Consider the following 15,126-nt stretch of genomic DNA (forward strand, 5'->3'; position numbering starts at 1 on the left):
TATTCGCGCTGGATACGGTAGGTCTGTGGGGTTACCATTCGCTTGTCCCTGGATGGGACTCTTCACACCGCTCCAGACAACCTCGATGTGCCCAGAGAACCCGCCCAGTAGAACCCTCGATGTGCAATGACCAGAGGAAACGGGTCGGGCAGAGACGGATCGGCCGCTGGATCGGACTCTGCCGAACGGACCGTCGGAGTCACGAACTCCGAACACGAGAGCAGCGAAGCGACGGTCGCGGCCGGCCCGTCGACGGTGGTTGCTGCGCACACCGTGTCCGCACGGACGATGACCGCCGAGCAGACCGCCGCCGCCGAACAAACCGCCGCCGCCGAGCAGACCGCCGCGGCCGAACAAACCGCGGCCGCCGGTCCGACCGTGACCGCCAGGCAGCCGGACACGCTCATCACCAAGCCGCCGAGCAATGCGGCTCTCGACGATGTGGAGGTCGGTCAGCAGGTCGACGACTTCGACTTGCTGATGGGCCTGGGCAGCGGCGCGTTCGGCCGCGTGTTCCTGGCACGACAGCGGTCGATGCAGCGACTCGTCGCGGTGAAGATCTCGCACGACAAGGGGAACGAGCCGCAGACCCTCGCTCAGCTCGACCACAACTACATCGTGCGTGTGTTCGACCAGCGGTTGCTCGAAGACCGCCAGCTGCGCCTCCTCTACATGCAGTACCTCCCGGGTGGCACCCTGCTGCGGGTGCTGCGCCGCGTGCGTGTGACCCCGGAACAGGACCGGACGGGCAGTCTGCTGCTGGACGTGGTCGACGAGGAGATGCGGGAGAAGGGCGAGCTAAGGCCCACCGACTCGAGTGTGCGGGACGAGATCGCGTCGCTCACCTGGCCGGAGACCATCGCGTGGCTGGGGCGGCGACTGGCCGAAGCCCTCGACTACGCCGGTAAGCGCGGCGTCCTGCACCGCGACATCAAGCCCGCCAACATCCTGTTGACGGCCGAGGGTGTGCCGAAGCTCGCCGATTTCAACATCAGTTTCAGCGACACCGTCACCGGGGCGTCTCCGCTCGCCTACTTCGGCGGATCCCTGGCGTACATGTCGCCCGAACAACTCGAGGCGTGTCACCGCGGCATGCCGGGGACGGCGGCGGACCTCGACACCCGCAGCGACATCTTCGCCCTCGGGGTGATGCTGTGGGAGCTGATGTGCGGGCGGCGTCCGTTCGAGGACGAGGACGTGTCGAGCGAGTCGCTCGTCGCACTCGAAGCGATGCTGGACCGCCGCAGCCGCGACATCGACCCCGAATTTCTGGACCAGTTGCCCTACGACTGCCCGCCGTCGCTGCGACGGGTGCTGCTGACGTGTCTGGCACCGAAACCGGAGGACCGGTGGTCGTCCGGCGCCGAACTGGCCCAGCAATTCGACCTGTGCCTGAATCCGCGGGCCCGGGACCTCGTCGATCCGCCGCCGAACAGTTGGCGCATGCGGCTGCGCCGATTCGCGCTCCCGATTCTGGTGATCGGTATCGCGGTGCCGAATGCCCTCGCGGGCGCCTACAACTATCACCACAACAAGATGCTGATCATCAGCAATCTGACGCCGGAGGCCCAGCACTCGTTCGAATCGATCCAATTGGTGATCAATTCGATCGCGTTCCCGTTGGGCGCGATCATGCTGCTCTATTGGTGCCGATATCCGCTGCTCGTTCCGCGGGGTCTGCGTAAGGGAAAAACGTACGACCGCCAGACGCTGGCCCGGGCCCGCACCGACACGCTGCTGCTCGGCGACCGCGTCGTGCTCGTGGTGTTCGGGTTGTGGGTCATCGCGGGCATCGCCTATCCGATTTCCCTGCAGCTCGCGGCGGGGAACGTGCCGCCGGGCGCGTACGTGCACTTCATCGCATCACTGATCGTGTGCGGTGCCGTGTCGGTGGCGTACCCGTTCTTCGTGGTGGCGTTCTTCGCGGTGCGCTGCATCTACCCGACCCTGCTGCCGCAGGACATCGCCAGCAGCGCCGACGCGCACAAACTGCGGGGTCTCGACCGCCGGAGCACGCTGTATCTCGCGGTGGCCGCCTCGGTTCCGCTGGCCGGTGTGGCCGGGGTGACGTTCCTGTCGCCCGACGAGATCACGCTGGTGATCATCGCGGTCCGCATCCTGTGCGTCGGCGGCATCTTCGCGTTCGTCGGCGTGTACTGGCTGTTCCGGCAACTGGAGCAGGACCTGCGGGCGCTGGAGCTCGCCGTGTCCCACGAACCCGTCCGCTGACGGGCGGCGCGGAGATCAGCCGCCGTAGACGGAAGGCTCGAGGGTCCCGATGTACGGCAGGTCGCGGTAACGCTCGGCGTAGTCGAGGCCGTACCCGACGACGAATTCGTTGGGAATGTCGAAGCCGACGTTCGCGACGTTGACGTCGACCTTGATGGCGTCGGGCTTGCGCAGCAGCGTGACGACCTCGAGCGACGCGGGGTTGCGGCTCGACAGGTTGCGCATCAGCCAGGACAGCGTCAGACCGGAGTCGATGATGTCCTCGACGATCAGCACGTGCCGGCCTGCGATGTCCTTGTCGAGGTCCTTGAGGATGCGCACGACGCCCGAGGACGACGTGGACGACCCGTAGGAGCTGACGGCCATGAACTCCATCTGGGTGGGGATGGGGAGGGCCCGCGCGAAGTCGGTCATGAAGAAGATGGCGCCCTTGAGGACACCCACCAGGAGCAGATCCCCCTCCGGGGCGCCCTCCGGGTAGCGCTTGGCGATCTCCTCGGCCAGTTCGACGGTACGTCGACGGATCTCGTCCTCGGAGATCAGTACCGATGCGATGTCGCCTTCGTACACGCGATCAAACCCTTCGTCGGTCGTCCAATCCGACGTTCAGCCTGCCACGTCGTCGGCGGACCACCAACCTCGCGTCCGGTGTTCCGCCCCCGATCGCCACCTGCCCCTGTCCCCGCCACCGTGCGACGAGGTCGTCCACGGCCCGCAGCTGGGTGTCTCCGAGACCGCGCGCACCGGCCGCGAGGAGCCAGCTGCGCAGCACCCGCCGGCGGACCGGTGGCGCCGACAGAGCGAGCAGGGCGGTGTCGATTTCGCCTTCCACCACGACTTTTGCCTGGGCGTCGGCGGCCATCGCGTCGAGGACCGCACCTTCCTCGCGCAGGTGTTCCCCGGTGCGGGCGAGGGCCCCGGCGACGCCGCCGCCCAGGACGTCCTCGAGCAGCGGCAGCACCTCGGTGCGCAGCCGCACCCGCACGAAGTCGGGGGAGGCGTTGTGCGGGTCCTCGTGCGGGCTCAGTCCCAGTTCCGCGCAGGCCTGCCGGGTCACCGCGCGGCGCACGTCCAGTAGCGGACGCCCCCACGGGCTGTCGTACGCGCTCATCCCCCAGATGGATCGACCGCCCGAACCGCGCGACAACCCCAGTAACACCGTTTCGGCCTGGTCGTCGAGGGTGTGTCCCAGCAGCACCGGACGGGTTCCGCGCGCCGAGTCGAGGGCGCGGTAACGGGCCTGCCTGGCGGCCGCCTCGAGTCCGCCCGACCCGGTCACATCGACGGGAAGCACCTCGGCGGACGCGCAGCCGAGCGCTCGGGCACGGGCGGCCGCCTCGTCGGCCACGTCGGCGGAACCCGGCTGCAGCCGATGATCGACGACGAGGACACACACCGACCGTGCCTCGGCGGCGGCCGCCGCGGTCAGTGCCAGTGAGTCGGCGCCACCCGACAACGCGACCGCGATCTCACCGTCCGGGGCGTGCGCCGCGATCCAGCGCCGCACGGCGTGACGAACCTCGAGGATCGCCGGCTCCTCGGGAAGCACCATCACCGCTCAGCCCTTCCTCGAATCAGCCCAGAACCCGGGACACCCAGGCGTCCGGCGCGTCGATCTCCGCGAGCCGCGGCAAGGTGTCGGGGCCGGTCCACACGACGTTGAACCGGTCCATCCCGACCCTGTCCACGACCGCGTCGACGAATGCCTTGCCGCGCACGTACTGCGCCATCTTGGCGTCCATCCCGAGCAGTGCCCGGATGAGACGCTGCACCGGATTGCTCTTGCGGCGGCGCCGCTGATCGAACGCCGCCCGGATCGCGGCCACCGACGGCACGACCGCGGGGCCGACGGCGTCCATCACGTGGTCCGCATGTCCCTCGAGGAGGGTGCCGAGTACCAGCAGACGGTCGAGTGCTTCGCGTTGCGGCTCCGCCTGAGCCGCGCGCAGCAGTCCGACGATGCCGCCCGGTGCGCCCGACTCGTCCGGTTCCGTGCGCCCGCGGGCGCGCAGCGCGGACGACAATCGGCCGACCATGTCGGTGACGGACTCGTCCTCGGCGGATCCGAGGGTCTCCACCGACTCCTGCATGTATCCGGTGAGCCACGGTGAGGACGAGAACTGCACCCGGTGCGTCACCTCGTGGAGGCACACCCAGAGCCGGAAGTCGCTGGGCCGCACCCGCAATGTGCGCTCGACGGACACCACGTTGGGCGCCACGAGCAGCAGGGTTCCGTTGTCGCCGGTGAACGGGTCGTACTGGCCGAGGATCGCCGACGACAGGTACGCGAGCATCGCCCCGGCCTGAATGCCTGCCGGCTTGCCGACCAGCGTGCCGGGAGCGGCGTCGCCGCCCGTGAGTTGCGACATCGAGTGCGCGGCGGCGTGGATCCACCCGGCCCGGTCGAGGATCTGGGCGGTCGGCACCGGAAGTCCGTCGGCGAGGCCGGTGACTTCCCGGACGGGCAGTTCCGCGCGCATCGACGCGTCGGCCAGTTCCGCGACCACGGTTTCGGCGGTGTACCGCGACGTCACCGGTCCGCTGCGCGCGAGCTTCACCCCCGTCCTGGCTGCAAGCTTCCAGTCGACGGCACCGCTGAAGGCATTTCCCTCGGCGGCCATCACTGGCACCCGCACGTGCGGAGCGCGGCCGCCAGTGCGTCGAGCGCGGGACGGCTGACCTCCGGCGGGCGGTCGTTGGACATCAGCGCGAACGTGAGCACACGCCCGTTCTGGTCCACCACGTAGCCGGCGAGCGCGCTGGCCGTGGACAGGGTGCCGGTCTTCGCCCGCACCCATCCGGCGCCCGTGCGGTTCCCCGACGCGTACCGGTCCGACAGACTGCCCGTGGCACCGGCCACCGGCAGGTAGTCGAGCATCGGCCGCAGGGCGGGATTGCCGTCGCCCGCGGCGGCCGTGAGGACCTGGTCGAGCGTGTGCGGGGCGATGCGGTCGTCGACGGACAACCCGCTGGCATCGTGCAGGGTGAACCCCGACAGATCGAATCCGGCCGCGGTCAGCGTCTGGCCGATGGTCGCGACGGCGCCGTCGAACGATGCTTCCGCGCCGGCATTCATGGCAACCTCCCGCCCGATCGCTTCGGCAAGCACATTGTCCGAGTGTTCCATCATCTGCCGCAACCGGTCGCGCAGCGGCGCGGACTGCACGCTCGCCACGGTAGCCGCACCGGGCGCCGCGACCCCCGACGTGACCGCCGACGGGGCGACGCCGAGCGCACCGGCGAGCGTCCGCCCGGCGTCGAGCGCGGGTGTCGAACTGCGCGGCGATTCGTCCACGAGCGGGTCGGCCCGTCCGCCGTCGATCATGATCGGTTCGGTGGGGGTGATGAATCCGGCGCCGACGTCCGTCGGGAACCACCCCTGCGCCATGGTGTCGCCCGAGTAGATGCTGGTGTCGACCACGATGCTCGTGACCTGGATGCCCGCGTTCCGGATCTGATCGACCAGTTGCGAGATGTGCGCCGCACCCGGGTAGTAGCCGTTCTCCCCGACCGGTTTCGCGGTGAGAGTGGGATCACCACCGGCGACGAGGACGATCTCGCCGGGAGTCGCGCCCTGCACCACCTTCGTCGTCACACGGCGGTCGGTCGGCAACGCCAGCAACGCGGATCCCGCGGTGAGGACCTTGGTGGTCGACGCCGGGGTCATCGGGGTCTGCGGGTTGACGCTCCACAGGACCTGACCGGTGACCGCGTCGGCGACCGTTCCGCTGAACTTGCCGAGGTCGGGGTTCGCGGCGGCCGGACCGACCGCGGCGGCGATCCCCTGCGCCGTCGGCATCGGGGCGTCGTCCGGCACCGGCGTGACCTGCGGGGCCGCCGTGATCGGCGCCGGTTCGGGCGCGATCGTCAGTTCACCGCGGCCCGCCGACGCGTTGTGCGCGGTCACCGCGACCACGAGTACAGCCGCCATCGCGAGCACCACGACGACGACCGACGCGAACAGAATTCGCATGTTCCGACGGTGGCGTCCCGCCAACGAGCCCATCTTCTTCTTTCCCTGGCCCGGCAACGCGCCTCCGTCTTCACTGTGATTCGTGGGTGGTCAGACAACCAACCTTATCCTCGACCCGATATCCTCTCCCCGAATCATCATCGACACGACAGCGAGGAATCGGCGTGGAGTTCGACGTCACCATCGAGATCCCCAAGGGTCAGCGAAACAAATACGAGGTCGACCACGTGACCGGTCGCGTGAAGCTGGACCGCTACCTCTACACCGCGTTCGGCTACCCGGCCGACTACGGCTTCATCGAGAACACGCTCGGCGAGGACGGCGACCCGCTGGACGCGCTGGTCCTGCTCCCCGAGTCCGTGTTCCCCGGCGTCATCGTCGAGGCACGTCCGGTCGGCATGTTCAAGATGGTCGACGAGGCCGGCGGCGACGACAAGGTGCTGTGTGTGCCGGCCGGCGACCCGCGCTGGGATCACATCCAGGACATCGGCGACGTCCCGCAGTTCGAACTGGATGCCATCAAGCACTTCTTCGTCCACTACAAGGACCTCGAGCCGGGCAAGCACGTCGAGGCCGCCGACTGGGTCGGGGTGGCCGAGGCGAAGGCCGAGGTCGAGGCCTCGTTCAAGCGTCTGAAGGACAACGGCGGGCACTGAGCCGGCGGCGAACCGTCTGGCACTGAGCCTCCCGATATTTGCGGCAACGGCGCCCACCCCCGCGGGGGGTGGGCGCCGTTGGCGTCTCACTCCTGCGCGTCTCCCCGCGCCGCGGCCTGGAGGCCGGACTCGCTGCGGAGCGGCACTTCCTTCCACATCAGGGTGAGGACGAAGGCGACGACGGCGAGCATCGACACGCTGAGGAAGACGGATCCGATTGCGTCGGCGAATCCTTCCCGGAAGGGCAGGGCCAGCACGTCGTCGAGTTTTCCGATCACCGAGCTGTCCGTGAGGACTCCGCTGACGCCGGTGTGGTCGGGGCTGAGCATGCCCTGGCCCATGGCGGCCTCCGCGGGGTCGTTGCTCTGTGCGGCCGCGGCCACGGCTCGACGGAAGTCGGCTGTGCCGGCGGCGGCTGTCACCCGCTCGCCGATGGCAGGGGTGAGGCGGGAGAAGAGGATCGACAGGAAGATTGCGACGCCTGCGGTGCCGCCGATCTGCCGGAAGAACGTGGCCGCTCCGGTCGACACCCCCATGTCCTGCGGGGGCAGTGCGTTCTGAATGGCGAGGGTGAGGGGCTGCATCAGGTTTCCGAGACCGAGTCCGAGGATCAGCATGAACACCATCACGACGGGCATCGGGGTGTCCGCGGCCAGCGTGTGCAGCAGGAACGCGCCGATCCCGATCAGGGCGGTGCCCAGGATCGGGAAGTACCGGTACCGCCCGGTCCGCGAGATCATCTGACCGCTGACCACCGAGCCGGCCATGAGCCCGAGGACCATCGGCAGGATCTGGAACCCGGCCAGGGTGGGGCTCGAGCCCTTCACCACCTGTAGGTACTGCGGTAGCAGGGTGATGCCGCCGAACATGACGGCGCCAACGACGAGGCTGATCACGACACCGAGCGCGAAGGTGCTGTTGCGGAAGAAGCGCATCGGGATGAGTGCGTCGTCCTTCATCGCCAGTTCCACCGACACGAAGGCGAGCACACCGATGACGCCGATCACGTAGCACGCCAACGACTTCGAGCTGCCCCATCCCCAGCTGTGCCCCTGTTCGGCGACCACGAGCAGCGGCACCACACCCACTGCGAGGGCGATCGCGCCCCACCAGTCGATCCGCCGGCTTCCGCTCGGTCGTCGCGGCAGGTGCAGCACGCGGGAGACGACCGTGAGCGCGACCAGTCCCACCGGCACGTTGACGAGGAAAACCCAACGCCAGCCATCGATTCCGAGGATCACGTCCTGCCCGGCGAACACTCCGCCGAGGACGGGGCCGAGGACGCTGGAGGTGCCGAACACGGCCAGGAAGTAGCCCTGGTATTTGGCCCGTTCACGCGGGGAGACGATGTCGCCGATGATGGTGAGCGCCAACGAGAACAGACCGCCTGCGCCGAGTCCCTGCACTGCGCGAAAGGCCGCGAGCATGTACATCGACGTCGAGAACGTGCACATCACCGAGCCGATCACGAACACCGTGATCGCGAACATGAAGAACGGCTTGCGGCCGTAGATGTCGGACAGTTTGCCGTAGAGCGGCGTCGCCAGGGTGGCGGTGACGAGGTACGCGGTGGTGGCCCACGCCTGCAGCGAATACCCGTCGAGGTCGTCGGCGATGGTCCGGATCGCCGTCGCCACGATCGTCTGGTCGAGCGCGGCGAGGAACATGCCGAGCATCAACCCACTGAGTACAGCCAGGATCTGCCGGTGGGTGTAGGCCACCGGCGTTTCGACCGAATTCGACACTGTTTCCTCGCTGCGCTGTCGTTTACTTGTAGTCCGCAAGTATGCGAGGGCGTCGAGGTTTCGGGCAACTGATGAACTGGGCTTTACCTGCGGATAAGCGTCTGCGACACAGCCGCACCCCGTCCCGGAGGTGCGGCCGCGTCGGCGGACCGATTATTCGCCCGTGAATTCGGGGGCGCGCTTCTCGAAGACGGCGGTGATCGCCTCGGTCAGGTCCTGCGACGGCAGGAACGCGGCGTTCCACGCGGCGACGTAGCGGAGACTGTCGTCGACGGCGGCCGCGCGGGAGTGGTCGAGGACGTCCTTGATGCCGTGCACGACGAGCGGCGGGTTCGCCGCGATCTCGGCCGCGGTCGCGTGCGCGGCGGCGAGGACGGCGTCGGCGTCCGCGAAGACGTCGTTGACGAGACCGATCTTCTCGGCGCGCCCGGAGTCGATGTCCTTGCCGGTGAGCGCGAGTTCCCGCAGGTGGCCGTCGCCGATGATGGCGGGCAGCCTGGCGAAGCTGCCCATGTCGGCGACGATCGCGACCTTCACCTCACGGATGCTGAACTTCGCGTCGGTGCTGGCGTAGCGGATGTCGCACGCGGAGATCAGGTCGACGCCGCCGCCGATGCACCAGCCCTGGACGGCCGCGACTACCGGCTTGCGGCAGTCGGCGACCGCGTTGATGCCGGACTGCATCCGCTTGATCATGTCGTGGAACGTGGTACGCGGGCCGGCCTGCGCCTTGTCGGCGAGGACGGACCCGAAGCTGCCGCTCATGGCGGGCAGGTCGAGACCGAAGGAGAAGTTCTTGCCGGAGCCGGCGATCACCACGGCCCGCACGTCCGGATCGGTGTCGAGTTCCCCGAAGATCTCGGGAAGCTCGCTCCAGAAATCCGGGCCCATCGCGTTGCCCTTTCCGGGTCCGATGAGCGTCACCTGCGCGACGTGATCCTTGCGCTCGACGGAGAACGCATTCCAGGTCTTCTGTTCGGTCATTACTCCAGAGTAACCACCGCTCTCCGAGGTCAGGCGAAATACCCTGGAGGTCTCTGCACCGTCTTGTGAACGGACAGCCGCCATGACGCACCGGACGACCCCGGCCGGCAACGCCGTAGTCGTCGGCGCCGGAATGGGGGGACTGCTTGCCGCGGCGGCTCTCGCCGGCTCGTTCCGGAGCGTCGTCGTCCTCGACCGCGACATCCTGCCCGACACGGCCGTCCCGCGCAGGTGCGTGCCGCAGGCCCGGCACGTGCACGCGCTTCTCGCAGGCGGGCAGGCCGCGATGGAGGACCTCCTGCCGGGGTTCGTGTCCGAGCTCCTGGCCCTCGGCGCCACCGCGGGCGACGCACTTGGCGACATCCGGTGGATCGTCGACGGGCATCGGATGGCGCGCGAGATCAGTGGCGTCCCCGGCATTCTCGCGAGCAGGCCGCTCGTGGAGTGGCAGATGCGCAGCCGGGTCGAGGCCCTGCCGAACGTGCGGATACGGGACCGTTCCGACGTCACGGGTGTCACCGTCGACGGCGGCCGGGTGACCGGCGTGACCATGCAGCACCGGGGCGGCGTCCCACCGGAGGTCGTCGAGACCGATCTCGTCGTGGACTCGTCCGGCCGCAGTTCGCAGACTGTCGCCCGGCTCGGCGAGCTGGGGTTCGCGCCGCCGGCCGAGACGCAGCTGGCCGTGGACGTCAGCTACGCGACGAGGCACTTCCGGCTCGACCCGCCGCATCTGGACGGGGATTCCGGCATCGGGATGGCGCCGGGACCGTCGAGTCCGCGCAGCGGATTCATGGGCGTGCAGGAGGACGGCACCTGGATCGTCACTCTCGCCGGGTACGGGGACGACGTGCCGCCACTGGATCCGGACGGTTTCCTCGACTTCGTGAAGTCGTTTCCCGCCCCCGACATGTACGACGCACTGCGCACGGCCGAGCCGGTGGACGCCGGAGTGCAGTACCGGATCCCGACGACCGTCCGGCGGCACTATTCCGCGGACGATCTGCCGTCGAACTATCTACCGTTCGCGGACGCCATCTGCTCGTTCAACCCGATCTACGGCCAGGGCATGAGCGTGGCCGCGGTGGAGGCGACGATCCTGCGGGACTGCCTGCGGTCGGGGCGGACGCATCTCGGTCGCCGGTTCCTCCGTGGGGCGAACCGGTGTATCGATGCCGCGTGGACGCTTACCGTCGACAACGACCTGCGGATCCCGGCCGTGCCCGGTCGGCGGTCGGCGCGGGTCCGGTTGGTCAATGCGTACACGTCACGGCTCGATCGGGCGGCGTCCGTCGACCCGGCCGTGGGGTCGGCGTTCCTCCGGGTGACGCATCTTCTGGACCGTCCGGGGGCGCTGCTCCGGCCGGCGACGGTGTTGCGGGTTCTGCTCGCCTCCCGCTGACGGGCGACCGCGAGATTACCTGTATATTGAAGTCACAGATATCTCAACGATCTGCGCCGCCACGAGAGGAAATCCGTGCTCGACATCGCCTGGAACCCGACGCTGAACACGCTGACCCGCAACGCCTGGCGACTGTCCTTCGGCGGCGGAATCGCGCCGGTCCAGCGAACCCCGTCGACGCGCATCCACGAGGCGCCCCATCAGGACCTCTACCGGTTCGACGCCACCGAGACCGACGGCGGCCGGCCCGTCCTACTCGTCCCCCCGCTCGCGGCGCCCGCACACTGCTTCGACCTCCGGCCGGGCCAGAGCCTGGCCGCGCACCTGGCCGGTTCGGGCAAGGCGGCGTATCTCGTCGACTACGGCACCATGGGCTACTCCGACCGCGGCCTCGGGTTCGAGGACTGGATAGACGACTTCATCCCGGCGGCGGTCGAGCGTGTGTCCCGACTCCACGACGGTGCACCCGTCGACCTCATCGGCTGGAGCCTCGGGGGAACGATGTCGCTGCTCACGGCTGCGTGCCGGAACTATCTGCCGATCGGTTCCGTGACGGCGATCGGCACGCCGATCGATTACGAGTCGGTGACCATGATCGCGCCGCTGCGGATGGTCGGCCGGTTCACCGGCGATCGCCCCCTTACCACCGCGACTCAGGCGATGGGCGGGCTGCCTGCCCCGCTGGTCCAGGCGAGCTACCGCTTCACCGCGCTTCAGCGCGAGCTCACCAAGCCGTGGTTCATCGCCCGGAACCTGCACGACACCGAGACCCTCGCGCGCATGGAGTCCATCGACCGGTTCATGGCCGACATGCCGGGTTATCCCGCACGGTTCTTCCGCCAGGTCTGCACCCAGCTGATCCTCGGGAACGCGCTCGCCGCGGGAAGTTTCGAGACCCGGAACGGCGCGATCGCGCTGGCCGATCTCGCGGTGCCGGTTCTCGCGATCGGCGGCACCGAGGACGTCATCGCCCCGATCCCGTCGGTCCGGGCGGCGACGGACGTGTTCACCGGTTCTCCGTCGGTGCGGTTCGAGTCCGCGCCGGGCAGCCACCTGGGACTCGTCGCGGGCCCGAAGGCGAGGGACTCCACGTGGGCGCACATCGACGGCTTCCTCGACGGGGTCGTCGCGCACACCGCCTGAGATCAGGTCAGCCCGGCCCTCGCGACGGCACCCGCGAACAGGGCGGTGACTGCGGCGCCCATCGTCGATTGATCCACTTCCTCGGGGTCTACGGAGTGCTCGAGCACGAGACCGGAGATGAGGGCCATCAGCGAGATGGCCGTGGTGCGGACGTCGAACGTGTCGTCGACCCCCCATTCCTGCGCGCGTTCACCGATCAGTTCGACGAGCTTTCCCCGCAGTTGCCGCCGCTCCCGCAGGTAGGCCTGCGCGATCTGCGGGTCACGTGCCGCGAGCACGCCGAATTCGAGAACCAGCAGCGACCATCCCGGCTCGCGCACCATCCACGACGCGATCGCCTCGCCGCCTTTGCCCGCGGCGTCCGAGGGGTTCATGCCGGCGATCTCGGCGAGGACCCGTCCCGCCAGTTCGAGTGAGCGCGCGGCGAAGAGTTCGGCGAACAGGTCCTGCTTCGACTCGAAGTTCGAGTAGACCGCCCCCTTGGTGAATCCGGCCCGGCGTGCCACCTCGGCGAGCCTGGCCGCGCTGAAGCCGCGCTCGGCGAATTCCTCCGCCGCGGCGTCGAGGAGGCGCTGACGCACGACGTCACGTCCGGGACGCGTCGTGGGCGCCCATTCGGTGTGACGACTGTCCGGTTGACGATCTTCAGTCACGATACTTAGGGTATTCAATACCCACGGTATCGACAAGGATCGAGGACGTCCGATGACCATGACCGACAGCGAACCCCCCACCCCGGCTCCCGTGCACCACGACAGTCCGGTGTCGAAGTACGGCGCACCCAAGGTGATGGTCGCGCTGGTCTTCGGCGTTCTCCTCCTCCAGCTCGGCTTCATCCTCAGCTACGTGGCCGCGTTCCATCAGCCCACGCCCCGCGACATCGAGATCGGTGTCGTCGCGGGGGAGGGACTGCCCGCAGGCACGGACCAGCAGGTCGCCGACCGGCTCGATGCGATCGACGGCAGGCCGCTGCGCGCCCGTGTCGTCTCGGACACCGCGGAAGCCCGGCGGCTCCTCCACGACCGCGAGATCCAGGGTGCGTTCGTCATGAACCCCGTCGGCCCCGACACCCTGATCACGGCGAGTGCGGGCGGCAGTTCCATCTCCAGCGCGCTCGAATCGGTCTTCGCCGAGGCGGAGAACAGCCAGGGTCGCCAGTTCACCGTCCGCGACGAAATTCCGGTCGGTGCGCACGACAACCGCGGACTGTCCGGCTTCTATCTGGCGGTCGGGTGGGTTGTCGGCGGCTACCTGCTCGCGGCGGCGATCGGCCTGTTCGTCGGCGCCCCGCGAAGCCTCCGTCAGGCGTCCGTGCACGCGGCTGTCCTGTTCGGCTACGCCGTGCTGTCCGGCGCCCTCGGCGCCCTGATCACCACTCACGTGCTCGGCACATTCGCAGGCCACTGGTTCCCGCTGTGGCTCCTCGGAACAGGTGTCGTCTTCGGCACCGCCGTGTTCACGCTGGGGTTGCGCGCCTCGGTCGGCATCCTCGCCGTCCCCCTCGCGATCGCCGTCTTCGTCATTCTCGGCAATCCCAGCGCCGGCGGTGCGTTCGGTTCGAACGTGATCCCCGCCTTCTACGCGGCCATCGGACGCTGGATCACCCCTGGCGCCGGCACCGAGGGAATTCGCAGCATCGTGTACTTCGACGACGTGGGGCTGGGGCAGCCCGCGCTCGCCCTCGCGCTCTACTCCGCGGTCGGGCTCGGACTGCTGTTCGGGTTCACCGCCCGGCGCCTCCGGAAGCCGGAATCGACTACGCCCCGTTCCGATGTCGTGTCGGACGACGCTTCTTGATGTCGTGCCGGAGGAATGGACCTACTCTTGGTTCATGCCGACGCCCCTGCACCCCCACGCCGCGCATGTCGCCGAGACTCTGATCGCGCGAGGACACCATGGGGTGATCGTGACCCAGCCCGACTCCACCCACTCCGCGGCCGAGGCGGCGGAGTCTCTGGGGGTCGATATCGGGGCCATCACCAAGTCGCTGGTCTTCCTCCTGGACGACGATCCGATCCTGCTCCTCGTGTCGGGCGCGCACGAGGTGGATCTGGCGAACACGGGCAAACGACTGCAGGGAAATCTGACCCGGGCGCCCCTCGACATGGTGCGGATCGCGACCGGACAGCCGATCGGGGGTATCGCTCCGCTCGGACATCCCACGAACCTTCCGACGTACGTCGACAACGCCCTGTCGGAGTACGCGGAACTGTGGGCGGCCGCCGGGCACCCGGACACGGTCTTCCGCACATCGTTCTCCGAGTTGGTGCGGATCACCGCGGGCCTGGCGATCGACGTCGACTGAATCCCGGGCGGTTCACGCCCCTATAGTTGACGTCAGATCTCGTGAACGAGAGTGACGTGAACGAGAATGACACAGTGCCCACACGGGCCGACCCGGAGAATGATTTGTCCGACAGAGCCGAGAACGCCGAAACCGTCGATGGTTCGGACCTCCCCCGCGACCCTCACCTCGCGCCCGGAATCGGCGCCGAGGATTACCGCGCAGCCCTGCGCCGTCACCCGGCGGGCGTCACCATCGTGACCCTCGATTCGGGGTCCGGCCCGGTCGGCTTCACCGCGTCCTCGTTCTCCTCGGTCTCGCTGGACCCACCGTTGGTGTCGTTCAACATCGCGAACACGTCGTCCAGTATCGATGCACTTCATTCCGCGGATTCGCTGGTGATCCACCTCCTCGGGGAGCACCAGCAGCACCTGGCTCAGCGATTCTCCCGAAGCGCCGACCAGCGGTTCGCCGACGAGTCGCTCTGGGCGCGACTCGACACCGGCGAACCGGTCCTCCACGGAACTCCCAGCTGGTTGCGGGTCATTGTGGACCAGCTGATCCCCGTCGGCGATCACACGCTCGTCATCGGCCTCGTCACCCGCGTCCATGCCGAGGCAGACGACGACTCCGCTTCGGCTCCCCTGCTGTATCACGAGGGCCGGTATTACCGGCCCACTCCTCTCGGTTCAGCGAACGACGGCAACTGA

The 15,126-nt window shown here is 68.5% G+C and carries 14 protein-coding genes; 7 read left to right on the forward strand and 7 right to left on the reverse strand.

Going from position 1 to position 15,126, the window contains the following annotated elements; translation table 11 throughout:
• The first annotated feature begins 126 nt into the window (after positions 1-126).
• The gene (locus JVH1_RS14300) at positions 127-2,229 is read left to right on the forward strand and encodes a serine/threonine-protein kinase (protein ID WP_009477474.1); all 2,103 of its coding nucleotides are present in this window, start codon (positions 127-129) and stop codon (positions 2,227-2,229) included.
• A 15-nt stretch (positions 2,230-2,244) separates the two neighbouring features.
• Here the strand turns inward: JVH1_RS14300 and hpt are convergent, their stop codons facing one another.
• Genes hpt through dacB form a run of 4 tightly spaced genes read right to left on the reverse strand, consistent with a single transcriptional unit; the run spans position 2,245 to position 6,235 of the window.
• On the reverse strand, positions 2,245-2,799 hold the full coding sequence (gene hpt, locus JVH1_RS14305; protein ID WP_005244976.1) for a hypoxanthine phosphoribosyltransferase: 555 nt from the start codon (positions 2,797-2,799) through the stop codon (positions 2,245-2,247).
• Positions 2,800-2,803: 4 nt separating this feature from the next.
• Complete coding sequence (tilS, locus tag JVH1_RS14310) at positions 2,804-3,781, reverse strand: tRNA lysidine(34) synthetase TilS (RefSeq protein ID WP_043780735.1); 978 nt, start codon at positions 3,779-3,781, stop codon at positions 2,804-2,806.
• A 22-nt stretch (positions 3,782-3,803) separates the two neighbouring features.
• Entirely contained in the window at positions 3,804-4,850 is a 1,047-nt protein-coding gene (locus JVH1_RS14315) for a zinc-dependent metalloprotease (protein WP_011596818.1), read from the reverse strand.
• Positions 4,850-6,235 carry a D-alanyl-D-alanine carboxypeptidase/D-alanyl-D-alanine-endopeptidase gene (gene dacB, locus JVH1_RS14320; protein ID WP_016884167.1) on the reverse strand — a complete coding sequence of 462 codons (1,386 nt, stop codon included), beginning with the start codon at positions 6,233-6,235 and terminating at the stop codon, positions 4,850-4,852. Before dacB ends, JVH1_RS14315 begins: the two co-directional genes overlap by 1 nt.
• A gap of 131 nt (positions 6,236-6,366) precedes the next feature.
• Between dacB and JVH1_RS14325 the strand changes: the two genes are divergently transcribed.
• The gene (locus JVH1_RS14325) at positions 6,367-6,858 is read left to right on the forward strand and encodes an inorganic diphosphatase (RefSeq protein WP_009477470.1); all 492 of its coding nucleotides are present in this window, start codon (positions 6,367-6,369) and stop codon (positions 6,856-6,858) included.
• Between the two features lie 86 nt (positions 6,859-6,944).
• Here JVH1_RS14325 and JVH1_RS14330 read toward each other — a convergent pair whose 3' ends face one another.
• Both JVH1_RS14330 and JVH1_RS14335 read right to left on the reverse strand, forming a co-directional pair.
• The gene (locus tag JVH1_RS14330) at positions 6,945-8,642 is read right to left on the reverse strand and encodes an MDR family MFS transporter (RefSeq protein ID WP_157174048.1); all 1,698 of its coding nucleotides are present in this window, start codon (positions 8,640-8,642) and stop codon (positions 6,945-6,947) included.
• A 114-nt stretch (positions 8,643-8,756) separates the two neighbouring features.
• On the reverse strand, positions 8,757-9,587 hold the full coding sequence (locus JVH1_RS14335; RefSeq protein WP_009477468.1) for a crotonase/enoyl-CoA hydratase family protein: 831 nt from the start codon (positions 9,585-9,587) through the stop codon (positions 8,757-8,759).
• Positions 9,588-9,669: 82 nt separating this feature from the next.
• Here JVH1_RS14335 and JVH1_RS14340 point away from each other — a divergent pair, with 82 nt between their 5' ends.
• Together JVH1_RS14340 and JVH1_RS14345 are read left to right on the forward strand one after the other, a co-directional pair.
• Positions 9,670-10,989 (forward strand): hypothetical protein, encoded by a 1,320-nt coding sequence (locus tag JVH1_RS14340; RefSeq protein ID WP_009477467.1) that lies wholly within the window; start codon positions 9,670-9,672, stop codon positions 10,987-10,989.
• A gap of 75 nt (positions 10,990-11,064) precedes the next feature.
• The gene (locus JVH1_RS14345; protein ID WP_009477466.1) at positions 11,065-12,132 is read left to right on the forward strand and encodes an alpha/beta fold hydrolase; all 1,068 of its coding nucleotides are present in this window, start codon (positions 11,065-11,067) and stop codon (positions 12,130-12,132) included.
• A 2-nt stretch (positions 12,133-12,134) separates the two neighbouring features.
• On the opposite strand, the gene JVH1_RS14350 is transcribed toward JVH1_RS14345, so the two are convergent.
• The gene (locus JVH1_RS14350; RefSeq protein WP_051033752.1) at positions 12,135-12,845 is read right to left on the reverse strand and encodes a TetR/AcrR family transcriptional regulator; all 711 of its coding nucleotides are present in this window, start codon (positions 12,843-12,845) and stop codon (positions 12,135-12,137) included.
• On the opposite strand from JVH1_RS14350, the gene JVH1_RS14355 reads away from it, so the two are divergent.
• The 3 genes from JVH1_RS14355 (at position 12,838) to JVH1_RS14365 (ending at position 15,126) form a co-directional block, all read left to right on the forward strand.
• Positions 12,838-13,929, forward strand: coding sequence for a membrane protein (locus tag JVH1_RS14355; protein WP_009477464.1), 1,092 nt, complete (start codon positions 12,838-12,840; stop codon positions 13,927-13,929). The genes JVH1_RS14350 and JVH1_RS14355 overlap by 8 nt on opposite strands.
• A gap of 34 nt (positions 13,930-13,963) precedes the next feature.
• Positions 13,964-14,437, forward strand: coding sequence for a YbaK/EbsC family protein (locus JVH1_RS14360; protein WP_005244991.1), 474 nt, complete (start codon positions 13,964-13,966; stop codon positions 14,435-14,437).
• Between the two features lie 179 nt (positions 14,438-14,616).
• Positions 14,617-15,126 (forward strand): flavin reductase family protein, encoded by a 510-nt coding sequence (locus JVH1_RS14365; RefSeq protein ID WP_337460725.1) that lies wholly within the window; start codon positions 14,617-14,619, stop codon positions 15,124-15,126.

The organism is Rhodococcus sp. JVH1 (assembly GCF_000280725.2).
Lineage (GTDB): Bacteria > Actinomycetota > Actinomycetes > Mycobacteriales > Mycobacteriaceae > Rhodococcus_F > Rhodococcus_F jostii_A.